The sequence below is a fragment of the Glutamicibacter sp. NPDC087673 genome (assembly GCF_044743255.1).
GTDB lineage: Bacteria > Actinomycetota > Actinomycetes > Actinomycetales > Micrococcaceae > Glutamicibacter.
Genome location: NZ_JBIUWB010000002.1, coordinates 518,602 through 541,049, shown reverse-complemented (window position 1 = coordinate 541,049; position 22,448 = coordinate 518,602). Strand labels below are relative to the sequence as shown.

Genomic DNA, 22,448 nt, shown 5'->3' with positions numbered 1-22,448 from the left:
TCCATCGAGGGTTCCGGGGCTTTCCCACTGCCCGTCCATGGGCAATTCAGCTGAAAATGCCGTGTTCGATCCGGCTCGGCTTAGAACTATCAACTTCATCGCGTAGAATTAAGGCACTATGGCCAAAAACTCCGACAACGACGCAGCCGCGCCTAAGCGTGGCTTGTTTTCGCGTAAACCAAAAGCTGAGAAGAAGAACAAAGAACCGGGCCGCCTGAAGCAAATTGGCCAGGTCTTCCAGATGACTCGCCGCAATGACCCGATGGTCGTGTGGTGGATGGCATTGGCAGCCTTGGCCGTCATTGCTGTCTGCTTGGTCATCGGCTTCTTGATCAAAAACTGGATCACGATGTTGATCATCGCAATCCCGCTGGCGCTCCTTGCTGCAATGTTCGTGATGTCCCGCCGCGCAGAGAAAGCTGCGTTCTCGCAGCTTGAGGGCCGCCCCGGCGCTGCCGGCGCCGCCATGAGTGTGCTGCGTCGCGGCTGGATCCTGAAGCAGGAACCAGTTGCCTACAACCGCCACCAGGATCTGGTGTTCCTCGGTATCGGTCGCCCGGGCATCGTCCTGGTCACTGAGGGACCAAAGAGCCGGGTTCGTGAGCTTGCCTCTTCCGAGCGCAAGCGCATCGCCCGCGTTCTGCCGAACGTTCCCGTGCACATCATCAACGCTGGTTCCGAAGAAGGCCAGACTCCGTTGGCTGAAGTCGGCAAGGCAATGAAGAAGCTTCCAAAGTCGATTACGAAGCTGGAAGTCAGCGCAATCGACAAGCGCTTGAGCACGTTGACCGCGAATCGTCTGCCTATCCCCAAGGGCGTAGACCCGAACCGCGTCCGTCCAAACCGCCGCGCTACGCGCGGACGCTAAAGACAACTACTAAAGAAGCCGCAACTGGAATTTCTAGTTGCGGCTTCTTTCTTGCTGTCCGGATCTATTGCTAGGAGATATTCACCAGGATGGTCTTGGGCAAACGATCATGCAGTCCACGCTGGTCCTTGTCGGTGACGAAGGCCGGAATAGCCAGGCAAAGCAGCAAGGAACGAATCAGGCCTTGGAACGGCTTGATTGCGGTTCCATCCAGCGACTGCACCTGCATTCCAAAGGTACGGTGCCCGATCGTGTGCCCGGTGAACCCGACACCGATGATCTGCCCGGCGCAGAACAGGCTCAATGTTGCCAGATCGTGGCTGTCAAACAGCCACCAGCTCAGCAGCATCGAGAGCCCCCAGTCCAAGAGCAGTGCACCGACCCGTCGCGGGAATCTGGCAATGGAGCCGGGGCCCTTCTCGGGGCGCCCCATATCCTGCCCGGGCCATTGTTGCGTATTATGCTGCGGCGGCCCTTCAAGCCACGAGCTGAAGTCTTTTCTTTCCACCAATACAGTCTATCCAGCGATTCTGTGCGCCAGTTAGAACGCGATAACCAGGTAGCAAGTATCCAAGTCAGATTGTTACAGCAGGCAATCAGCGCAGATCAGCGCGATACGACACGCCCGGATTCACCGCTTGTAACAGGTTGGAAACAATAGAGACACCATTCAGAAATGGATTATAGGTAAGCTTGATACGTAAGCAAGAGGACCAGCCGGATCATTCCGGCTACCGGTTCCGTTTACCAAACCTTATATCTCACCAGGGAGTCACCTGCACATGTTTACCAGTCCAGAAGAAGTCTTGGCATATATTGCCGAAGAGGACATCAAGTTCGTCGATATCCGTTTCACCGACCTACCAGGTGTACAGCAGCACTTCAACGTGCCTGCCAAGTCCGTGGATGCCGACTTCTTCGTCAACGGCCAGCTCTTCGATGGTTCTTCCATCCGCGGCTTCGCCGGCATCTCTGATTCCGACATGCAGCTGATCCCGGACGTCACCACCGGCTTCATCGATCCCTTCCGCCTGGAAAAGACCCTGGCCTTCAACTTCTCGATCATCAACCCACGCACCGGTGAGCCGTACCACCGCGACCCACGTGGCGTTGCGGAACGTGCCGAGGCATACCTGGAATCGACCGGTATCGCTGACACCGCGTTCTTCGCCCCAGAAGCAGAATTCTTCATCTTCGAAGACGTTCGCTACGAATCCAAGCCACAGGGCGCGTTCTACTCGATCGATTCCGACGAGGCACCTTGGAACACCGGCCGCAAGGAAGAAGGCGGCAACCAGGGTTACAAGACCCCGTACAAGGGCGGCTACTTCCCAGTTGCACCGACTGACAAGCAGGCTGACCTGCGCGACGCGATCTGCGTCGAGCTGGACAAGGCTGGCCTTGAGGTTGAACGCAGCCACCACGAGGTGGGCGCTGCCGGCCAGGCAGAAATCAACTACAAGTTCAACACCATGGTTCACTCCGCTGATGAACTGATGCTCTTCAAGTACATCGTGAAGAACGTCGCTGACGCGTGGGGCAAGTCCGCAACCTTCATGCCAAAGCCAGTCTTCGGCGACAACGGCTCGGGCATGCACGTGCACCAGTCGCTGTGGGCCAACGGCGAACCGCTGTTCTACGATGAAAAGGGCTACGCTGGCCTGTCCGATACCGCACGCTGGTACATCGGCGGCCTGCTGAAGCACGCAGACGCCGTGCTCGCGTTCACCAACCCAACCGTGAACTCCTACCGCCGCCTGGTCAAGGGCTACGAAGCTCCAGTGAACATGGTTTACTCGCAGGGCAACCGCTCTGCCGGTATCCGTATCCCGATCACCGGTTCGAACCCTAAGGCGAAGCGCATCGAGTTCCGCGCTCCGGATGCTTCCTCGAACCCATACCTGGCGTTCGCAGCCCAGCTGATGGCTGGCCTGGACGGCATCAAGAACCGCATTGAACCTGCAGAGCCAATCGACAAGGACCTCTACGAGCTTCCTGCCGAAGAGGCCAAGGAAATCCAGCGCGCACCTGAAAGCCTCGAAGAGGCGCTCAAGGCCCTGGAAGCTGATCACGAGTTCCTGCTCGAAGGCGGCGTCTTCACCGAGGACCTGATCCAGACTTGGGTCGAGTACAAGCGTGAAAACGAAATCAAGCCATTGAGCCTGCGCCCGAACCCATACGAGTTCGAGCTCTACTACGGTTGCTAATCAGCTGACGGGGCATCGCCCCGTGTAGTTTGCAGAGGAGTCTGCACAAAGCGCAAGAACTATGTTCTGGCACTTGTGCAGACTCCTCTGTTTAAGCATCAGTGCGGGCCCGCACATGGGCGGCCATCGCGCTCAGGGCAAGTGCCGCCCCGATAACAAGTACTAGTATTCCTGCTTGTCGCTCTTTGCTTCCCAAAGCTCAAATGCCCTGAGCGCACCGGAATCTTCAACCTTGGTAAACGGAATTTTCCGCTCGCTCATGGGAAGCTCAAGCTCCTTGTAAATGAAATCATCATCGAAGCCGATCTTCGCGGCTTCGTCGCGCGTATTCGCGTAGTAGACATGCTCGAAGCGGGACCAATAGATGGCACCCAGGCACATGGGACATGGCTCGCAGCTGGTGTAGAGCTCGCATTGCGACAGATCGAAGGTTCCCAGTGCTTGTCCCGCTGCGCGGATGGCATTGATTTCGGCGTGCGCCGTTGGATCCTGGCTACCCACCACCGAGTTGTAGCCAGCGGAAACGACTTTTCCGTCAAGGACTACCACCGCGCCAAATGGTCCGCTGTCATTGGATTCCAGGGCCAGCAAGGACTGATCAATGGCAGCCTGCAGCATCTTTGGGTCCAGCATTTTCGAAGCTCCCCTGCACTCATTATTCGCGTAGAGATTACAATCCCCACCCTAGTCCCCCGCATCCTGTTCCGGCGGGAAGCGCAGGAAATTGCCGGTTGCGGACTAAGGTTTCAGCGCACGAAGGTAACGCTGACGTGTCACCCACTGCGCCAGGAGCAGCGCCTTGAAGACTCGACGCCAAGCAGGCACATCAGAAGGTGCCGTGACCGACCTGATCAGCAGGAAAACTTGCTCGTCCGTGCGTTCAAGAATGAAAGCTTCCACACCCTGAACCGGATGCCCCGGCAGCGTCCGGTAGGAAAACCCTACCCAATCACTTTCCGCAACGACGTCAACGACCTCCACAGGTTCATGGATGCGCAACGGTCCGACACCGATGGTGATCAAGGGTTGCTGGCCCACGGCGACCGGCAACTGCGGCTGAAGCCTGAACCCGCTGCGTGTCTTGACTTCCCAACGGAGCAAGGCAGCGCACGCAACGTTCCACAGGGCTACTCCCCTACCTAGCAGCACGCGGCGTTGCCACGGCCTGGATGAAGCAGCCAGCGGGCTCCAGGTACGTTCCAGCAGCGTTTCAACGGCCACCGCGGTTCCTAGTTCTCAAAGCCGTAGAACAGCAGTTCAAAGATGCCACGCGCGTGCCGGGTTGCACGCAAGTAGTCCTCTTCGAGTTCCACGCCAAAGTGCGGCTCATAGCCGCACCACCGAGCCACGGCTTCCATATCGCGCGCCGAACTCGGCAAGACATCGCTGGAACGTCCGGACGTGATGATTTCAGCACTGCGAATCTGCGTAGCCAGCCGCCAAGCAATCGCCAGCAGTTCGCTATCGTCTTGCGCAATGAGCTCCAATTTCGCCAGCTCTTCCAACGCCCGGAGCGTCGAGGTGGTGCGCAGGGATTCGTGCTTCCAGGCGTATTGCAACTGGTAGAACTGCACCAGCCATTCAATGTCCGAGAGCGAGCCTCGTCCCAGTTTCAGGTGGCGGTTGGGGTCGGCACCTCGTGGGAGCCGTTCGGACTCAACGCGGGCCTTGATCTTGCGGATATCCCGGATCTCCGACTCGTCCAGTCCCTTGCCGTAGCGCACCGGCCTAATCAATTCCATGAAATCTTCAGCCAACTGGTCATCGCCGGCAAACGGGCGTGCACGCTGCAACGCCTGGCGTTCCCAGATTTCCACCCATCGCTGGTAATAGGTGGCGTAGGCGTCGAGAGAACGGACCAGCATTCCCTGGCGGCCCTCGGGGCGCAGATCCGAGTCCACTTTCAATTTCACTTCAGCTGGAATGGCTGGTTTCAACGGTTTGGCGGTCCACGACACCAGGTCGGTAACTACCCGAAGCGCTTGTTCTTGAGCAGCTTGGGCCGTGGCGCCAGGAACCGGGCGCTGCACGAACAGGACGTCCGCATCAGAGCCGTAGCCGATTTCCCGACCGCCTTGGCGGCCCATGGCAATGACCGAAACGACAGCATGTTCCCCGTGCTTGGCCTGGTCAGCAGCCAAGAGGACCTTCAGCACCCCGTCAACCATGGCGGCGTCGATGTTAGAGAGTGCTACGCCAACTTCGTCAACGGTCAGCAGGCCGGCGCCGTCGGCAAGCGCGACACGCAAGAACTCGCGGCGGCGCACCATGCGGATCATGCGGATGGCAGCTTCTGGCTGCTTCGTGCGATGGATGATCGAGGTGTTCTGCTGCAGCAGGTTCTCGAATGTCTGCGGCGTCAAGGACGCGTCGGAGCCCAGCCAAGCGGCCGCCGCCGGCTCATTGGCCAGCAGGTCGGTCAGGAAGCGCGTATTGGAGAGCAAGTGGCTCAGCCGTTCGGCGGCAGCGTTGGTATCGCGCAGCATGCCGAGGAACCAATGGGACTTGCCCAGCGCTTCGCTGAGCCGGCGGAAGCCCAGCAATCCAGCATCCGGGTCCACCCCGCGGGCAAACCAGTCCAGGAGTACCGGCAGCAATTGCCGTTGCAATGACGCACTGCGCGAGACCCCACCGGTCAGGGCTTCAATGTGCCGCATCGCCGCCTTCGGGTCGAGATAGCCCAGGGCGCGCAGGCGGGCTTGCGCCGATTCGGCGGTGAGCTTGACATCATCGGCCGAGAGGTTGGAACTACTGACCAGGAGCGGACGGTAGAAAATACGCTCGTGCAGCGAACGCACCATGCGCTTGGTTTCATTCCAGCGGCGCATCAGCTTCTCCGGGCTGCTGAGCTGCAGGTCTCCGGCACCACGGATCGATCGTGCAAGCACGCGCTGGGCGCTTTCTGCCCGGGGCATCAAGTGGGTACGGCGCAATTGGCTGAGCTGTATCCGGTGCTCCAGCAAGCGCAGGAAACGGTATGAGTCATCGAAATTCGTCGCATCATCACGGCCGATGTAGCCGATATCGCTCATCGCTTGGATGGCCAGGGTGGTGGTTGGCACCTGGATGGCGGGGTCGACTCGACCATGGACGAGTTGGAGCAGCTGGACGGTGAATTCGACATCGCGCAGTCCACCGGGGCCCAGCTTGATTTGCCACGCAACATCTTGCTTGTCGATGTTGTCGCTGACGCGTCGGCGCATGGCCTGGACGGATTCAACGAAGCCCTCACGCTCGGAACTGGACCAAACCATTGGCGAAACCATCCGCTCATAAGAGCGTCCCAGTTCCTTGTCGCCGGCAATCGCGCGGGCCTTGAGCAGGGCTTGGAATTCCCATGAATGGGCCCACCGGCGGTAATACGCTTCATGGGATGAGAGCGTACGGGTCAAGGCCCCGTCCTTGCCCTCGGGGCGAAGATTCGCATCCACTTCCCAGAGCATCGGCTCAGGGCCAGGGACCATCAGTGCACGTGCCGTGTTCCCGCAGATCACCGTCGCGATCGCGGCGGCCAGGTCGTCATCGATTCCCGGCGTGGAATCGTGGACGTAAATGACATCGACGTCCGAAATATAGTTCAGTTCACGTGCACCGCACTTGCCCATGCCAATGATGGTGATCTTAACCCGATCAACGTCGCCAGCATCATATTGTTCGGCGGCTTCGGCCCGGGCAATGGCCAATGCCCCCTCCAACGCGGCACCAGCCATGTCGGCCAGTTCGGCGGCGACCAGGGGCAGAATGCGCTGCGGCTGGGTGGAACCCAAGTCCCGATGGGCCAGCGAGAGCAAGGCCTTGCGGTAGGCGGTGCGCAAGCGCTGTCGCGCTTCAGCACCGGTATGGGAAGAGACCCAGTGCCCGCCGTCTGATTGCTTGGCCTCGATCGATGCCAGCAAGTCCTCGACCAGCTGTTCCGCGGGCACGGGGACGAATTCACCGGGTGGGGCGTGGCGGACGATCTCCAGCGCCTCGGGACAACGCATGAGGAACTCCCCGAGCGCAGAAGAGCTGCCCAGAAGCCTGATGAGCCCTTGGCAGCTATCGGGCTCCAGGAAGATATCGATGACTTCCGGGTGCCGATCTACCAACCGCAGGGCCAGCAGCAGTGCCTGGTCCGGATCTGGCGCATGCGCCATCTTGCTCACGATCAGGCTGGGATCAATCCGGGACAGTTCCTCGGCCTGAAGGAATTTCTTGGCCCTTTCGATGTCGCTGAAGCCAGCGTTGAGCAATGCTCGCGAGGGTACTTCCGGCATGGTGTCTCGTGTTCTCCCGCATTTCGCCGCGCAGCTTCACGCGGCGAAGTCTCTAGAGGATTCCCAAATACTTGTTCAGTTCGTAGGGGGTAATGACCTGGCGGTACTCTTCCCATTCGGTGCGCTTGTTCGACAGGAACGAGTTGAATACCTGCTCGCCGAGGATCTCGGCCATCAGTTCCGACTCTTCCATGGCGCGCAATGCGTCGTGCAGGCTGCCAGGCAGCGGAACGTGGCCCGAGGCGCGGCGTTCTGCCGTGGACAGGCTCCAGACATCATCCTCGGTTGGCTCTTCCAGCTCGTAGCCTTCGCGGATGCCCTTCAGCCCAGCGCCCAGCAATACTGCGTAGGCCAGGTACGGATTGGCTGCCGAGTCGATACCGCGGTATTCCACGCGGGCGGACTGTCCCTTGCCTGGCTTGTACAGCGGCACGCGGACCAGTGCCGAGCGGTTGTTGTGCCCCCACGAACGGTGGCTCGGCGCCTCGCCTCCACCCCACAACCGCTTGTACGAGTTCACGTACTGGTTGGTGATGGCGGTCATTTCCGGCGCATGGTGCAAGATGCCGGCGATGAAGGACCGGGCCACATCGGAGAGCTGGTATTCGCGGCCAGCTTCGAAGAACGCGTTAGCGTCACCTTCGAACAAGGAGAAGTGGGTATGCATGCCGCTGCCCGGATGGTCGGCAAATGGCTTGGGCATGAAGGTTGCGTGGATGCCTTTCTGCATCGCCATCTCCTTGATGACGGTACGGAAGGTCATGATGTTATCGGCGGTCTGCAAGGCATCTGCGTAGCGCAGATCGATTTCGTTCTGGCCTGGACCTGTTTCGTGGTGGGAGAACTCCACCGAAATGCCCAGCGCTTCCAGCGTGGTCACGGAAGCACGGCGGAAGTCCTGCCCCACGCCATCTGGCACGTGGTCGAAGTAGCCACCGTTGTCGATCGGCTGGGGACGGCCATTGGCATCCAGTTGATCGTTCTCCAGCAAATAGAATTCGATCTCCGGGTGAGTGTAGCAAGTGAAACCCATATTCGATGCTTCGGCCAGCTGGCGCTTGAGCACCTGGCGCGGATCTGCATTGGACGGCTGGCCCTCAGGGGTCAGGATGTCGCAGAACATGCGGGAGGTCGGTTCGACTTCGCCGCGCCACGGCAGGATCTGGAAGGTGGCAGGATCTGGCTGAAGCAACATGTCAGACTCGGAGATCCGGGACAGTCCATCAATGGAGGAACCATCGAATCCCAGACCTTCTTCGAAAGCATCTTCAACTTCAGCAGGAGCCAACGCCACCGACTTGAGCGAACCAACGACGTCAGTAAACCACATTCGCACAAATCGAACGTCGCGTTCTTCAATGGTGCGCAGTACAAATTCCTGCTGACGATCCATTTTCCACCACCTTTGGGATTCTGATATCCGGCGCTGATCACAACCGGTAAGAAAATTGACCTGTGGCAACACTATATCGGTTCAGAACCGTCCCAACGATCAGCATCGCCCTGTCCAAGTGCGATAAAGTCGATTCATGCCACAACCATACCTAGGGAACCCTGAAAAAGGCCCGTCCCGTATCCGACTTCATCATTTGCAGCAGGCCAAGGACAATGGCGAAAAATTCGCGATGTTAACTGCTTATGACGTAATGATGGCAGAGATTTTCGATTCGGCCGGGATCGAGATGCTGCTGGTTGGCGACTCCGCTGCCAATACCGTACTCGGCTACGAGTCCACGCTGCCGATTACCCTCGACGAAATGATCATGTTCACCAAAGCTGTCGCCAACGGGGCCAAACGCGCCATGGTCGTTGCCGACCTCCCGTTTGGCAGCTACGAGCAGTCCCCTGCCCAGGCCGTTGCCACTGCGGTGCGCCTGATGAAGGAGGGCCATGCCCACGCGGTCAAGATGGAGGGCACCGCGCAATACGCCGAGCATGTCCGCGCCATGGTCCTTGCCGGAGTTCCCGTTATCGGGCACATCGGATTCACTCCGCAGTCCGAGCATGCATTGGGCGGGTACCGTGTGCAGGGCCGTGGCGACGCAGTAGAGCAGATGAAGCACGACGCTGTGCAATTGCAGGATGCAGGCGCCTTCTGCATCCTGATGGAAATGGTGCCAAGCCCGGTCGCTGCCAAAATCGATGCCGCGCTGAAGGTGCCGACCATCGGCATCGGCGCTGGCAATTCCACCACCGGACAGGTCCTGGTTTGGCAGGACATGCTGGGTCTTGGCGGGGGCCGCACCCCGCGCTTCGTGAAGAAGTACGCTGATCTGCGTGAGGTTGTCGGCAACGCGGTGCGCGAGTACCACCAGGACGTGGTTTCCGGCACCTTCCCCTCGGCAGAGTACGAGTTCAAGGAATAGAAGCCGGCTCACGCCATATCGCAAAGCGGTGCGCTGCCTCGATGTCATCCATCGTGGCAGCGCACCGCTTTGCCATTCGCCGCACCGGCCTGGCTCGGTGCCCTTGACTTCTACTCGTCGTCTTCCTCTGCGTCGTCCCACGCCTCATTGCGTGCCTGGACCTTCGCCATTGCCGCTTCGGCTTCAGCAACCGTGTCATATGGGCCAAGCAACTGCGACCAATCAGACTGCGGGCCATTCTCCACGGTCTTGGTCGAGACGTTGTACCAGTACTGCCCCTCGCCCGGGGTGCCAACTGAGCTCATGGAAAACTCCTCTATTCTCGATTCTTGCTGCTTCTTCCACGGTATCCCAACCGGCGGAAAATAGGTGCAACACCACCTGTTCTATCGGCTATCTCCTAGCGAAGCGGCAGATACGTGAAGCTAGAATAAAAGCATGGCTATTGCTTCAACTGCACCCCTTGGAAATCTCACCGCCGGCACGGTCTCCCCGGAACTTCCGGTACCGAAACACATTGAACGCCCCGAATACGTTGGCAAGAAGGAACCTGCCAGCAACACGGCTTCGGAAATCAAAAGCCCAGAAGTCATCGAACGCATTCGCATAGCTTCAAGGATTGCCGCTCAGGCACTGCAGGAAGTTGGCAAGGCTTGCCAGCCGGGAGCCACCACCGACCAGCTCGATCGGCTTGGCCACGAATTCCTCATGGATCACAACGCCTACCCGTCAACCTTGGGCTACCGCGGATTCCCCAAGTCGCTGTGCTCCTCGTTGAACGAGGTCATCTGCCACGGCATCCCGGACACCACCGTGTTGCAAGATGGCGACATCATCAATATCGATATCACCGCCTTCATCGGTGGCGTTCACGGAGATAACAACGCCACCTTCCTGGTCGGTGACGTGGATGAAGAATCGCGCCTGCTGGTCGAGCGCACCGAAAACTCGCTGAAGCGCGCCATCAAGGCCGTGATGCCAGGGCGTGAGATCAATGTGATCGGCCGAAGCATTGAAACCTACGCCAAGCGGTTCGGCTACGGCGTGGTCCGCGACTTCACCGGCCACGGCGTCGGCGAGGCCTTCCATTCCGGCTTGATCATCCCGCATTACGATGCGGCGCCGGCCTACAACACTCCCATCGAGCCGGGCATGGTTTTCACCATCGAGCCGATGCTCACCTTGGGCACCGTCGAATGGGACATGTGGGAAGACGACTGGACCGTGACCACCAAGGACAAGAAGCGCACCGCGCAGTTCGAGCACACCCTGCTGGTCACCGACGATGGCGCGGAAATTCTCACCCTGCCATAGCCGCTGCGACGCCTACGCCAAACGCCAGTGCCCGCGACCTCGAAAGGTCTGGGGCACTGGCGTTTGCTCTATGCGAAAACTGCTAGTCGGCCGAGAGCGGACGCTGGTTTCCCTGCGGAACCTTGCCACGGCGATCGCGCAGCCGGGCAATGGCGGTCTCGAAATCAGTCAGCGACTGGAAGTTGTGGTAGACACTGGCAAAGCGCAAGTAAGCGACCTCGTCGAGGCGCGACAATGGCTCCAAGATGGCCAAGCCCACCTGGTGGGCCGGGATTTCAGCAGCCCCGGAGGTCCGGACTGCCTCTTCGACTTCCTGGGCCAGGACGGCAAGGTCGTGATCGGTGACCGGGCGGCCCTGGCAGGCCTTGCGAACACCGTTAATGACCTTGTTGCGCGAGAACGGTTCTACGGCACCGGACTGCTTGAGCACGTTGAGGCTGGCAGTTTCGGTGGTGGTGAAACGGCGCGAACAAGCCGTGCACTGGCGTCGGCGGCGGATCGAGACGCCGTCGTCGGCAACTCGACTATCGACCACTCGGGAATCCGCATTGCGGCAATACGGGCAGTTCACGGCACCTCCATCTGTAGCCTAAGAAGCATTCTCGGTTCACCCATGGTGGCAAGAATCAACTCATGTCACCTAACAGTTTAGCGTCTATTGCGCGTTTCGCACCGCGACCGCGTCTCCATGGGCTGGCAGGTCCTCGGCATTGGCAAGATTAATCACGTGAGCGGCCACTTCGCCCAGCGCGGCCTTGTCGTAGTTGATCACCTGGATGGCTTTCAAGAAGGTATTCACGTTCAGCCCCGAGGCGTGCAGCGCGGTGCCACTGGTCGGCAGCACGTGGTTGGATCCTGCGCAGTAGTCGCCCAGCGAAACCGGGGCATAGGCGCCGACAAACACGGCGCCAGCAGCGGTGATGCGGGCCGCGGTGGATTCCGCCTCGGCCACCATGATTTCCAGGTGCTCGGCGGCGTAGGCGTTGCACACCTCGATCCCCTGCTCCAGGTCCTTGACCAAGATGACGGCCGATTGGGATCCTGACAGTGCCTCTGTCACACGGGCGGAGTGCTTGGTGGCGGCAACCTGCACCATGAGTTCCTTGCGCACGCCAGCAGCTAGTTCAGGTGAATCGGTAATCAGCACGGCCGCGGCGTTGGCATCGTGTTCTGCCTGCGAAATCATATCGGCAGCGACGAAGCCCGGGTTAGCTCCCTTGTCGGCAAGAATCGCGATTTCCGTAGGACCAGCTTCAGCGTCAATGCCTACCACGCCCTTGACCAAGCGCTTGGCGGTTGCCACGAACACGTTGCCTGGACCGGAGATCACGTCAACCGGTTCGATCCCGCCACGCTCATCGTTCGGCATGTCCACCCCGTAGGCGAACGCGGCAACAGCCTGGGCACCGCCCATGGCGTGCACCTCGTCGATGCCCAGCAGCTTGGCGGCAGCCAAGATGGTGGGGTGCGGCAGTCCGGCGAATTCCTTCTGCGGCGGGCTGGCCAGGGCTAGCGAGCTGACGCCGGCTGCCTGGGCAGGTACGGCGTTCATGATGACCGAGGACGGGTAGACGGCCAGGCCACCTGGCACGTACAGGCCGACGCGGCGCACCGGGACCCAGCGCTGGGTGACAGTTGCCCCGGTAGCGTAGCGGACTTCGGCGTCGTCCGGGCGCTGGGCCTTGGCGAATACGCGGGCGCGGTCAATGGATTCTTCCAGCGCCAGGCGAACCTGCGGGTCCAGTTCTTCCAGGGCGCGGTCCAGCTCATGCTGCGGCACACGGGTATGCTCCAGCTCAACGTGGTCAAAGCGCTGGGCCAGGTCCTTGAGTGTTTCCATGCCATGGGCGCGGACATCATCGATGATCTGCTGCACGGTTTCGGCAGCGGTCTGGGAGTTCATCTCCGGGCGCGGCAGCTTGGCTTTCAGCTGTGCGTAGCCCAGGGATTCGTTGCGCCAATCAAGGGTGGCGAGTGCTGAGAATTCGGTTTCTGGAATAGTGCTCACCTACCTAGTTTAACGCCGATGACCGGGGAAGGTTCATTAGTTACCTTCCCCGGTCATCCAAGCCGTGATCCGATTACCTATACGTCCAGGCAGTGCGGGCCCAGCAGCACCTTCAAATCGCCGAACAAGGCAGGATTGGGGTTTACCCTGAAGTTCATGCCCAGGCGCAGCAGCGAGGTGCCGCGGCTGCCGGTGAGCTTCACCCGCACCTCGGTGTTGCCACTGTGCGTGCGCAGCACATCACCCAGCTTCTGCACCAGGGTCTCGGTGGCCTTGTGTGTCGGAATGCCGATGACTACCGGTCCCCCGTTGGCATCCTCGGAAATTTCCGGGATCATCATTTCCTGCGCGTTCAGGGTGATGGAGCCGTCATCGCGGCGCTGCACGCGCCCCTTGATGACCACGATCAGGTCATCGGCCAGGATCTCGGCGATCGGCTGGTAGGCCTGGCCGAAGAACATGACCTCCATCGAACCGGAGAGGTCTTCGATCTCGCAGCGCGCATACGGGTTGCCGCTCTTCTTGGCGATGCGCCGCTGCAGACCGGAAATCATGCCGGCGATGGAAATGATGTGGCCATCCTGCGGGCCGTCATCCGAGAGCACGTGCGTGACCGGCATGTCAGCGTACTGGTCCAGGGCCGAGCCCAGTCCCTGCAGCGGGTGGTCGGAAACGTACAGGCCGAGCATGTCGCGCTCGTAGGCCAGTTTTTCCTTCTTGTCCCAATCGGGCATGTCGGGGATCGCCACGTGCATCGACTCCGAGGACTCATCCGCGCCCAGGGCGCTGAACAGGTCGAACTGGTTGGCCGCCTCGTTGCGCTTGACCTGGATCACCGAATCCACGGCCTCTTCGTGGATGGCCACCAGCGCCCGGCGTGGATGCTTCATGGAGTCGAAGGCACCGGCCTTGATCAGCGATTCAATGGTTCGCTTGTTGCAGACCACGGCCGGGACCTTGCCCAGGAAATCGTTGAAGTCGTTGTAGTTGCCCTTCTCCGTGCGGGCCTCGACCATGCCGGCCACCGCATTGGTGCCGACGTTGCGGATGGCGCCCATGCCGAAGCGGATATCCTTGCCCACTGGGGTGAAGTTCAACGCCGATTCGTTGACATCCGGCGGCAGCACGGTGATGCCGATGTGGCGGCATTCGTTCAGGTACAGTGCCAGCTTGTCCTTGTCATCGCCCACTGAGGTCAGCAGCGCGGCCATGTATTCGGCCGGGTAGTGCGCCTTGAGGTAGGCGGTCCAGTAGGAGACCACGCCGTACGCGGCCGAGTGGGCCTTGTTGAACGCGTAGTCGGAGAATGGCAGCAAGATGTCCCACAGGGTCTGCACGGCGGCGTCCGAGTAGCCGTTGTCGTTCATGCCCTGCTTGAAGCCGGCGAACTGCTTATCCAGTTCCGACTTCTTCTTCTTGCCCATGGCACGGCGCAAGATATCGGCCTGGCCCAGCGAGTAGCCGGCCAGCTTCTGCGCAATAGCCATAACCTGCTCCTGATACACGATCAGGCCGTAGGTGCCGCCGAGGATCTCTGCCAGCGGTTCAGCGAGCTCCGGGTGGATTGGGGTGACTTCCTGCAACCCGGTCTTGCGCAGGGCGTAGTTGGTGTGTGAGTTGGCGCCCATCGGGCCCGGACGGTACAGCGCGATCACTGCGGAGATGTCTTCGAAGTTATCGGGGCGCATCATCTTCAGCAGCGAGCGCATGGGACCGCCATCGAGCTGGAACACGCCCAGGGTGTCGCCGCGGGCCAGCAGGTTGTAGGCCTCGGGGTCCTCGATACTCAGGGTCTCGAGGTCGATTTTGGTGCCGGTGTTGTACTCGATGTTCTCCAGGGCATCGGAAATGATGGTGAGGTTGCGCAACCCCAGGAAGTCCATCTTGATCAGCCCCAGGCCTTCACAGGTCGGGTAGTCGAACTGGGTAATGACCTGTCCATCCTGGATGCGCCGCATGATGGGGATGACGTCGATGATCGGGTCCGAGCTCATGATCACGCCGGCGGCGTGCACGCCCCACTGGCGCTTCAGGCCTTCCAGGCCCTTGGCCGTCTCGAAGACGCGGGCCGCCTCCGGGTCATTGGCCACCAGGTTGCGGAAGTCCCCCGCCTCCGAATAGCGCTTGGATTGCGGGTTCTCGATGTCGTTCAGCGGGATGTCCTTGGCCATCACCGCCGGCGGCAGCGCCTTGGTCAGGGTCTCGCCCATGCTGAACGGGTAGCCGAGCACGCGCGATGAGTCCTTCAGCGCCTGCTTGGTCTTGATTGAACCGTAGGTCACGATCATCGATACGCGCTCATCACCGTACTTCTCAGTCACGTACTTGATGACCTCGGAACGGCGGCGATCATCGAAGTCGACATCGAAGTCGGGCATGGAAACACGTTCCGGGTTCAGGAAACGCTCGAAGATCAGGCCGTGCACCAGCGGATCGAGGTCGGTGATGCGCATGGCGTAGGCGACCATGGAGCCTGCACCCGAACCACGCCCCGGGCCAACACGGATGCCGTGGTCCTTGGACCAGTTGATGAAGTCGGCCACCACCAGGAAGTATCCCGGGAAGCCCATCTTGATGATGACGTCCAGCTCGTAGTCTGCCTGCTTGCGCGAAGCTTCTGGGATGCCGTTCGGGTAGCGGTAGTGCAGTCCCTTGTCGACTTCCTTGATCAGCCAGCTGGTTTCGTCCTCCCCCGGCGGGCAAGGGAATTTCGGCATGTAGTTGGCGTTCGTGTCGAAGGAGACCTCGACCCGGTCGGCGATCGCCAGGGTGTTGTCGCAGGCTTCGGGAAATTCCTTGAACAAATCGCGCATTTCGCGCGCCGATTTCAGGTAGTAGCCGGTGCCGGAAAAAGCGAAGCGGCTGCCGCCCTGGTCATAGGTGGGCTCGTCGAGCGTGGAGCCGGAGTTGATGGCCAGCAGCGCCTCGTGGGCCTTGGCATCGGATTCATGGGTGTAGTGCAGGTCGTTGGTAGCCACCAGCGGAATGCCCAGTTCCTTGGCCAGGCGCAGCAGGTCCTTGGTGATGCGGCGTTCGATCTCCAGACCGTGGTCCATGATCTCGCAGAAGTAGTTTTCCTTGCCGAATAAATCCTGCAGTTCAGCCGCGGCCGCCTTCGCCGCATCGTACTGGCCCAGGCGAAGCTTGGTCTGGACTTCACCCGAAGGGCAGCCGGTCGTGGCAATGAGGCCTTCGTGGTGCTCGTTGAGCAGCTCGCGGTCCCAGCGCGGGTATTTGCCGAACACGGAGTCCAGCGAGGCGCGGGACGAACCCTTGAAAAGGTTGTCCATGCCCTTGTTGTTGTACGAGAGCAGGGTCATGTGGTTGTAGAGGCCGCCACCGGAAACGTCATCGCCCTTTTGCGATTCGTCGGTACGCCATTTCACGCGGGTCTTGTCGTCGCGCGCGGTGCCCGGGGTGACATAGGCTTCTACGCCGATGATCGGCTTAACGCCAGCTCCGGTGGCTTGGCGCCAGAAATCGAAGGCACCGAACAGGTAGCCATGGTCGGTAATCGCCATGGCTTCCATGCCCTGCCGGTTAGCTTCGGCGAAGAGTTCGCCTAGGCGCGCCGCACCGTCCAGCATGGAGTATTCGGTGTGGGTATGAAGATGGACAAATCCGTCACGTGTAGCACTCACCCAACCAGTCTAGCGATCAAACCCGGACTTGGGCCCACCCCGGCGCGGTGCTGTGGCTAGCACGACACAAGGTGCTGCCGGCCAGTGGCCAACAGCACCTTGGAACTCAGTATCCGCCTTCGCGCAGCAGCTCGACGGCGCCTGCCAGATCCGCAGGATATTCGCTTTCGTATTCCATCCACTGGCCGGAGACCGGATGGGAGAATCCAAGACGTTTTGCATGCAGCCACTGCCGGGTCAGGCCCAGAGCGGCACCCAGCTTGGGATCCGCTCCGTAGGTCTGGTCTCCGGCACAAGGGTGCCCGAAGGCTGAGAAGTGGACGCGGATCTGGTGGGTGCGCCCGGTTTCCAGTTGCACCTCGACCAGCGAGGCGGGGCCGAAGGCCTCGATCACCTTGTAGTGGGTGACCGAGTCCCGCCCGCCATCCAGGACAGCGAACTTCCAGTCGTGGCCCGGGTGGCGCCCGATCGGCGCGTCGATGGTGCCTTCCAGCGGGTCAGGCAGGCCCTGCACCACCGCATGGTAGATCTTCTTGGGGGTGCGTTCCTTGAAGGCGCGCTTCAATTCCGTGTAGGCGCGTTCGGTTTTCGCCACGACCATCAGGCCGCTGGTGCCCACGTCCAAGCGGTGCACTATGCCTTGGCGTTCGGCGGCACCGGAAGTGGTGATGTTGTAGCCCTCGGCCATGAGTGCGCCGACAACTGTCGGGCCCACCCACCCCGGGGATGGATGGGCTGCGACACCCACGGGCTTGTCGATGACCACATAGTCATCGTCGTCCGCGATAATCTTCAGCTCTTCCACTTTCTCAACCTTAATTTCTAATGGGTCTGCCTGCGGCGGGATGGTGACTACCAGCTGGTCCCCCGCCTTGATCTTCAGAGATTTGGCAATGGTTCGTCCGTTGACCTGGATCTGCGAATCCTTGCAAAGGCTCGAAGCCAAGGTGCGCGGAATCTGCAGGGACCGGGAGATATAGGCGTCAAGGCGTGCACCGGCATCGGCTGGGTCAACCAGCAGTTCGTGAATGGTGGTTTCGTTCGAGATCATGCGTTTGGTTCTGCTTCGTCCTTGTTGGACTTGTCTTTCTTTGGAGGATCGCCAATGCTGCCATCGAGGTTGCGCCCGCGGATGAGCATGTACGCCACCGCGATCATGGAACAGACGATGAACGAGTCGGCGACGTTGAAGATAGCGAAGTGGGTGACGGAAAACATGTCTACCACATGGCCGAATCCGAAGCCCGGTTCACGAAACAGCCGGTCCACGACATTGCCCAGGACACCGCCGAGCAGGCAGCCCAGGGCTATGGCCCAGCTTCTGGACAGCACCTTGCGGAAAAACAGGTAAATGACGTAGACCGCGACTGCCGATTGCAGGATCGCGAAGACTATGGTGAAGTCTTCGCCGATGGAGAAGGCGGCACCAGGGTTCAGGATGTAGTGGATGTTGAAGAATCCGGGAATCACTTCAATCGATTGGCCAAGCCGCATGTTCTGTTCAACGGCAATTTTGACGGTTTGGTCCAGTACCAGCGCGATCAGAGCGATCACGAGGCCAAGGCCAACGTATTTCTTCGCCTTCGCGCCCGCGTTTCCGGATTGAACTGCGTCCACAGTGGTACCCATTATTTCCTCTTAAACGTCAACGGTGGTGATCGGAATGTATCCGTTCACCACCGTTGATCTTACTTGATAGCTAGATCAAGTTATGAACTGTCAGCGACTAGCTGGTCTTGCCTGCCGCACCAGCATCGATCGAACCCTGGGACTCAAGGTCACGCAGCTGTCCTTCGATGTATGTCTTCAGGCGAGCACGGTAATCGCGTTCGAAGCCACGCAACTGCTCGAGCTTGCGCTCAAGAACCGACTTCTGCTGCTCCAAGGCCGACAAGGTCTTGCGGCTCTTCTCTTCAGCGGTGGTGACCAAGGTGTTAGCTTCGGTCTTCGCTTCGGAGATGATCTTGTCGCGCTGCTCGACACCGGCAGCGACGTACTCGTCGTGCAGACGCTGAGCCATGGACAGCACGTTGGCTGCCGACTCTGCGGATTCGGAGCGAGGAGTTGCAGCTGGCGCTGCTGCTGCGGCCGGAGCTGCAGGTGCCTTCTCAGCGGCAGCTGGCTTAGCTTCTGCCTTCTTTTCCTCAGCTGGCTTTGCAGCTGGGGTTTCTGCCTTCGCTGGCTCTGCAGGCTTAGCTTCTGCCTTCTTCTCTTCAGCTGGCTTAGCAGCTGGAGCAGCAGGAGTAACTGGAGCGGCCGAAACAGGTGCAGGAACAGCCTGCTCCTTCGATACCGAACCCGCATCTTCGCCAAGTTCGGCAAGGCGGCTGCGTAGAGCCTCGTTCTCACCGGTTAGGCGACGCAGCTCCACAACGATTTCGTCGAGGAAGTCATCTACCTCGTCTTGGTCGTAGCCTTCACGGAACTTGGTCGGCTGAAACCGCTTATTGACTACGTCTTCTGGCGTCAGAGCCATTGGGTCACCTCAATACTGGGATCATTTCCGCACGACCATTGTCTTGCCTTGCGAAACACTTACCGTTTTTGTCAGTGTCGCGACCGGTGAAGTCGGAGCACCATTTCCTAAAGGATATAACGATTTGGACAATTATTACGAAATCGAGCTTACGCGCGAGTCTCTTATTCTTTGAATCTACAGCTTTTGACTGCTCAGGACAATCCCCGTGAAGCACGGAAATGCCCTAATCAGATCCCTGTCCTGAGGCCCAGGTTGGCTACCACCGCTTTAAGAATGATTACGACGATGAACAACACAAGAAAGGACAGGTCAAGACGGATTCCGCCGAGATCCAGGGGTTTGATCTTCCGGCGCAACCAGCGCAGCGGAGGATCGGTAATCGACACGATTGCACTTGCGACAATCAATGCGATGCCTTTGGGTCGCCAGTGGCGAGCAAAGCTTTCCGTTACATCCAACACAATTCTCATTAAGAGCAGAATCTGGAGGATGGCTAAGGCGAGATAGATGATCCCGAACACCATTTTGTGCTTGTGCTCCTGGTGTCTTAGCTCTGATTAAAGAAGGTTGCTTGCGCTTCGGACTGCTTGCGATCTTCACCGAGGACCTCAACGGTCGCTGGTGAGAGCAAGAAGACCTTGTTCGTGACTCGCTCAATGGAGCCGTGCAGGGCGAAAACAAGACCGGCCGAGAAGTCGACGAGGCGCTTGGCATCGGTTTCACCCATGTCGGTGACATTCATAATCACCGGGATGCCGTCACGGAAGTTCTCACCGATGATCTTGGCATCGTTATAAGAACGAGGGTGGACGGTAGTAATCTGACGCAATTCGGAATCCTCATCCCGTACTGAAGGGGCACGCTTAATAGGGGTGACCGGAGCACGGTATTCCGTCTCTGGTTCTCTAGCTTGAGTTTGCGGCGCAGCCTGCCTTGCAACAGGCTGTGGGCGTGGGGCTTCGGCAGGTCGCTTTGGAGCTGTGTCCTCAACTACCCGAACCTGGGTTTTGGGCTCAGCGTGTTGTGTCTGGGTCTCTTCCTGCTCGACGGCGTCCGCCAAGCCGAGATATACCATTGCCTTACGCAGTCCGTCAGCCACGATGTTTCTCCTCGTTTATCCCATGCATGCAACCCCATTGCACGCTTCCGCTACTCCGACGCTACCGCACAAAATAATGCAGGCATCGTTCATTCGATCAATTCTTGGCGGTGTGTCGCGCACGCCTACGCGGCGGTCCAGATGAGTCCGGCAAGTCGTCCTGCACGGCTTGAACGCCGGTAGGAATAGTAGCTTTCCTCTTCCAAGGTGCAGACACCGGATTGCCGCACGTCCACCCCGAGGCCGCGCAGTTCTTGTTCGGCTGAGGCCGGAAGGTCCAGCCCATGGGTCCCCCAGCGAGTCGTGGTGCGAATCCCGGTGCGCAACTCTTCGGATTCCTGGGCCATGCTTTCTGGAACTTCATAGCATCGGCCGCAGATCGAAGGGCCGATCACGGCTTCCACTGTGTCGGCACCATGAGCCTTCAGGCCCTCGACCGTTTTTGCCAGGATCCCGTCGAGCAGCCCGCGCCTGCCGGCGTGGGTTGCGGCACTCAGGGTTTGCCCATTGCGCGTGTTTCTTCCGACAAAGAGCACCGGAAGGCAGTCGGCGACCATCACTGCCAGGGGCTGGGTGCCAGTTGGGTCCAGCAATCCATCGCAGGTTGGCGCTGCCGGCTCTAGCCACGAGGTGCGCCGCACCGGCGTGACCTCATATACATCGGCGGAGTGCACCTGGTTCATGAAGTTAAGCGAGAAGCGTCGAACCCCGATCAAGTCCTCCAATTTGGCTCGATTCTCCGCCACAAGGCGGGGATCGTCATTCACGTGCAGGGCGAGGTTTCCCTCAGCCTGCGATGTGAATGCCAGTTGGATGCTCGGATCGAGGTTCGACGCGAAATGTAGCACTGCTCAGCTTCTTGCTGTTTTTACTTCAGGAAGTCCGGGACATCCAGGTCGTCGTTCGAACCGTTCAGGTCCGAGTCGACAACATCTGGAAGGTCCTGGAAGGAGCTAGCCTGCTCTGCGGCAGCTGGCTTCTCATGAGCAACCTGGGCTGGCTTCGCAGCTTCGGTTGCAGCAGGTGCTGGTGTCTCTGGAATGCTCGCTGGCACTTGCTCAGCCGGGCGCGCGGAGACAGCTGGCTTTGCTGCGACCGGTGCCATTGGCTTGCTGGTGACATCTGGCTCGTCGAAGCCGGCTGCAATCACGGTGACACGTGCTTCGTCGCCCAAGGCGTCGTCAATGACGGCACCGAAGATGATGTTGGCTTCCGGGTGGGCAACTTCCTGCACGAGGCGTGCAGCTTCGTTGATTTCGAACAAGCCGAGGTCGGAGCCGCCCTGGATGGAGAGCAGGACGCCGTGGGCGCCATCGATAGAAGCTTCGAGCAGTGGCGAGGCAATAGCCAGCTCCGCTGCCTTCACTGCACGGTCTTCGCCCCGCGCCGAACCGATGCCCATCAATGCCGAGCCTGCGCCCTGCATAACGGACTTCACGTCGGCGAAGTCGAGGTTGATCAGGCCCGAGGTGGTGATCAGGTCGGTAATGCCCTGCACGCCGGAGAGCAGAACCTGGTCTGCCTGGCGGAATGCATCGAGCACCGATACGTTGCGATCCGAGATCGACAGCAGTCGATCGTTCGGGATCACAATGAGGGTATCCACTTCGTCGCGCAGGGCTTCGATGCCCGACTCGGCGGAGTTAGCGCGGCGGCGACCCTCGAAGGTGAATGGACGGGTGACCACGCCGATGGTCAGCGCGCCAAGCGAGCGGGCAATGCGGGCCACGACCGGCGCGCCGCCGGTACCAGTACCGCCGCCTTCGCCAGCGGTCACGAAGACCATGTCCGCGCCGCGCAGGACGTCTTCGATTTCTTCTACATGATCTTCCGCTGCCTGGCGTCCCACATCAGGGTTGGCGCCAGCGCCCAGGCCACGAGTCAGTTCGCGTCCTACGTCGAGTTTGACGTCGGCATCACTCATAAGCAGAGCCTGGGCATCGGTGTTAATGGCGATGAACTCTACGCCCTTGAGACCGACTTCGATCATTCGATTGACTGCGTTTACACCGCCACCGCCGATTCCGACGACTTTAATGACCGCGAGGTAATTCTGTGGAGCTGCCACGTCCCGCTTCCCTTGTTAGATGTGCTACATATTTCACGACTCCAGCTAAAGACCTTCACCTTTAGCCTTAAGGTTAAGATTCTGTCAAGCTGTCGTTATTAGAAACGCTATGAGTCGTGTGGTCTTTCTGCAACGACCGCCT

20 protein-coding genes are annotated in these 22,448 nt (G+C 59.8%); 4 read left to right on the top strand and 16 right to left on the bottom strand.

Translation table 11 applies throughout. The annotated features are described in order from the left end of the window. Positions 1 to 118 precede the first annotated feature (118 nt). Positions 119 to 868, top strand: coding sequence for a DUF4191 domain-containing protein (locus ACIOTL_RS06915; RefSeq protein WP_105656779.1), 750 nt, complete (start codon positions 119 to 121; stop codon positions 866 to 868). Between the two features lie 70 nt (positions 869 to 938). Here the strand turns inward: ACIOTL_RS06915 and ACIOTL_RS06910 are convergent, their stop codons facing one another. Further along, positions 939 to 1,376, bottom strand: coding sequence for an RDD family protein (locus tag ACIOTL_RS06910; protein WP_105656860.1), 438 nt, complete (start codon positions 1,374 to 1,376; stop codon positions 939 to 941). 274 nt (positions 1,377 to 1,650) lie between these two features. On the opposite strand from ACIOTL_RS06910, the gene glnA (ACIOTL_RS06905) reads away from it, so the two are divergent. Next, positions 1,651 to 3,075, top strand: a complete 1,425-nt coding sequence (gene glnA / locus ACIOTL_RS06905) for a type I glutamate--ammonia ligase (protein ID WP_105656780.1) — start codon at positions 1,651 to 1,653, stop codon at positions 3,073 to 3,075. 162 nt (positions 3,076 to 3,237) lie between these two features. On the opposite strand, the gene ACIOTL_RS06900 is transcribed toward glnA (ACIOTL_RS06905), so the two are convergent. From ACIOTL_RS06900 to glnA (ACIOTL_RS06885), 4 genes are all read right to left on the bottom strand, one after another. Next, positions 3,238 to 3,708 carry a nucleoside deaminase gene (locus ACIOTL_RS06900; protein WP_105656781.1) on the bottom strand — a complete coding sequence of 157 codons (471 nt, stop codon included), beginning with the start codon at positions 3,706 to 3,708 and terminating at the stop codon, positions 3,238 to 3,240. A gap of 105 nt (positions 3,709 to 3,813) precedes the next feature. Beyond that, positions 3,814 to 4,296, bottom strand: coding sequence for a DUF1990 family protein (locus tag ACIOTL_RS06895; protein ID WP_388022446.1), 483 nt, complete (start codon positions 4,294 to 4,296; stop codon positions 3,814 to 3,816). Between the two features lie 8 nt (positions 4,297 to 4,304). After that, on the bottom strand, positions 4,305 to 7,331 hold the full coding sequence (locus ACIOTL_RS06890; protein WP_400342201.1) for a bifunctional [glutamine synthetase] adenylyltransferase/[glutamine synthetase]-adenylyl-L-tyrosine phosphorylase: 3,027 nt from the start codon (positions 7,329 to 7,331) through the stop codon (positions 4,305 to 4,307). 52 nt (positions 7,332 to 7,383) lie between these two features. Further along, positions 7,384 to 8,724: a type I glutamate--ammonia ligase gene (gene glnA, locus ACIOTL_RS06885; protein ID WP_105656784.1), complete on the bottom strand. Its 1,341-nt coding sequence runs from the start codon at positions 8,722 to 8,724 to the stop codon at positions 7,384 to 7,386. A gap of 136 nt (positions 8,725 to 8,860) precedes the next feature. Here glnA (ACIOTL_RS06885) and panB point away from each other — a divergent pair, with 136 nt between their 5' ends. Then, positions 8,861 to 9,697, top strand: a complete 837-nt coding sequence (gene panB, locus ACIOTL_RS06880; RefSeq protein ID WP_133834276.1) for a 3-methyl-2-oxobutanoate hydroxymethyltransferase — start codon at positions 8,861 to 8,863, stop codon at positions 9,695 to 9,697. Between the two features lie 110 nt (positions 9,698 to 9,807). Here the strand turns inward: panB and ACIOTL_RS06875 are convergent, their stop codons facing one another. Next, the gene (locus ACIOTL_RS06875) at positions 9,808 to 10,002 is read right to left on the bottom strand and encodes a hypothetical protein (protein WP_105656786.1); all 195 of its coding nucleotides are present in this window, start codon (positions 10,000 to 10,002) and stop codon (positions 9,808 to 9,810) included. Between the two features lie 133 nt (positions 10,003 to 10,135). Here ACIOTL_RS06875 and map point away from each other — a divergent pair, with 133 nt between their 5' ends. Continuing rightward, positions 10,136 to 11,011 carry a type I methionyl aminopeptidase gene (gene map, locus ACIOTL_RS06870; protein ID WP_105656787.1) on the top strand — a complete coding sequence of 292 codons (876 nt, stop codon included), beginning with the start codon at positions 10,136 to 10,138 and terminating at the stop codon, positions 11,009 to 11,011. A gap of 82 nt (positions 11,012 to 11,093) precedes the next feature. Here the strand turns inward: map and nrdR are convergent, their stop codons facing one another. From nrdR to ftsZ, 10 genes are all read right to left on the bottom strand, one after another. Continuing rightward, positions 11,094 to 11,582, bottom strand: coding sequence for a transcriptional regulator NrdR (gene nrdR / locus ACIOTL_RS06865; RefSeq protein ID WP_105656788.1), 489 nt, complete (start codon positions 11,580 to 11,582; stop codon positions 11,094 to 11,096). An 84-nt stretch (positions 11,583 to 11,666) separates the two neighbouring features. Continuing rightward, entirely contained in the window at positions 11,667 to 13,019 is a 1,353-nt protein-coding gene (hisD, locus tag ACIOTL_RS06860; protein WP_105656789.1) for a histidinol dehydrogenase, read from the bottom strand. A gap of 77 nt (positions 13,020 to 13,096) precedes the next feature. After that, complete coding sequence (gene dnaE / locus ACIOTL_RS06855; RefSeq protein WP_105656790.1) at positions 13,097 to 16,660, bottom strand: DNA polymerase III subunit alpha; 3,564 nt, start codon at positions 16,658 to 16,660, stop codon at positions 13,097 to 13,099. 106 nt (positions 16,661 to 16,766) lie between these two features. Next, positions 16,767 to 17,711, bottom strand: coding sequence for an RluA family pseudouridine synthase (locus ACIOTL_RS06850; protein ID WP_400342200.1), 945 nt, complete (start codon positions 17,709 to 17,711; stop codon positions 16,767 to 16,769). Further along, entirely contained in the window at positions 17,708 to 18,289 is a 582-nt protein-coding gene (gene lspA / locus ACIOTL_RS06845; RefSeq protein ID WP_332485981.1) for a signal peptidase II, read from the bottom strand. Before lspA ends, ACIOTL_RS06850 begins: the two co-directional genes overlap by 4 nt. Before the next feature lie 97 nt (positions 18,290 to 18,386). Beyond that, positions 18,387 to 19,136, bottom strand: coding sequence for a DivIVA domain-containing protein (locus ACIOTL_RS06840; RefSeq protein WP_105656793.1), 750 nt, complete (start codon positions 19,134 to 19,136; stop codon positions 18,387 to 18,389). A 230-nt stretch (positions 19,137 to 19,366) separates the two neighbouring features. Then, positions 19,367 to 19,663, bottom strand: coding sequence for a YggT family protein (locus tag ACIOTL_RS06835; RefSeq protein WP_105656794.1), 297 nt, complete (start codon positions 19,661 to 19,663; stop codon positions 19,367 to 19,369). Between the two features lie 23 nt (positions 19,664 to 19,686). Beyond that, the gene (locus ACIOTL_RS06830; protein ID WP_105656795.1) at positions 19,687 to 20,238 is read right to left on the bottom strand and encodes a cell division protein SepF; all 552 of its coding nucleotides are present in this window, start codon (positions 20,236 to 20,238) and stop codon (positions 19,687 to 19,689) included. Positions 20,239 to 20,363: 125 nt separating this feature from the next. Next, entirely contained in the window at positions 20,364 to 21,086 is a 723-nt protein-coding gene (locus ACIOTL_RS06825) for a polyphenol oxidase family protein (RefSeq protein ID WP_400342199.1), read from the bottom strand. A 20-nt stretch (positions 21,087 to 21,106) separates the two neighbouring features. Continuing rightward, a complete protein-coding gene (ftsZ, locus tag ACIOTL_RS06820; RefSeq protein ID WP_105656797.1) occupies positions 21,107 to 22,306 on the bottom strand; it encodes a cell division protein FtsZ in 1,200 nt (399 codons plus the stop codon). Between the last annotated feature and the right edge of the window lie 142 nt (positions 22,307 to 22,448).

What these genes read in the sequence shown, in the direction of transcription:
- ACIOTL_RS06915 (WP_105656779.1), top strand. Translation starts at nt 119, where the DNA reads ATGGCCAAAAACTCCGACAACGACGCAGCCGCGCCTAAGCGTGGCTTG.
- glnA (WP_105656780.1), top strand. Translation starts at nt 1,651, where the DNA reads ATGTTTACCAGTCCAGAAGAAGTCTTGGCATATATTGCCGAAGAGGAC.
- ACIOTL_RS06900 (WP_105656781.1), bottom strand. Translation starts at nt 3,708, where the DNA reads ATGCTGGACCCAAAGATGCTGCAGGCTGCCATTGATCAGTCCTTGCTG.
- ACIOTL_RS06890 (WP_400342201.1), bottom strand. Translation starts at nt 7,331, where the DNA reads ATGCCGGAAGTACCCTCGCGAGCATTGCTCAACGCTGGCTTCAGCGAC.
- glnA (WP_105656784.1), bottom strand. Translation starts at nt 8,724, where the DNA reads ATGGATCGTCAGCAGGAATTTGTACTGCGCACCATTGAAGAACGCGAC.
- panB (WP_133834276.1), top strand. Translation starts at nt 8,861, where the DNA reads ATGCCACAACCATACCTAGGGAACCCTGAAAAAGGCCCGTCCCGTATC.
- ACIOTL_RS06875 (WP_105656786.1), bottom strand. Translation starts at nt 10,002, where the DNA reads ATGAGCTCAGTTGGCACCCCGGGCGAGGGGCAGTACTGGTACAACGTC.
- map (WP_105656787.1), top strand. Translation starts at nt 10,136, where the DNA reads ATGGCTATTGCTTCAACTGCACCCCTTGGAAATCTCACCGCCGGCACG.
- ACIOTL_RS06850 (WP_400342200.1), bottom strand. Translation starts at nt 17,711, where the DNA reads ATGATCTCGAACGAAACCACCATTCACGAACTGCTGGTTGACCCAGCC.
- lspA (WP_332485981.1), bottom strand. Translation starts at nt 18,289, where the DNA reads ATGGGTACCACTGTGGACGCAGTTCAATCCGGAAACGCGGGCGCGAAG.
- ACIOTL_RS06840 (WP_105656793.1), bottom strand. Translation starts at nt 19,136, where the DNA reads ATGGCTCTGACGCCAGAAGACGTAGTCAATAAGCGGTTTCAGCCGACC.
- ACIOTL_RS06835 (WP_105656794.1), bottom strand. Translation starts at nt 19,663, where the DNA reads ATGGTGTTCGGGATCATCTATCTCGCCTTAGCCATCCTCCAGATTCTG.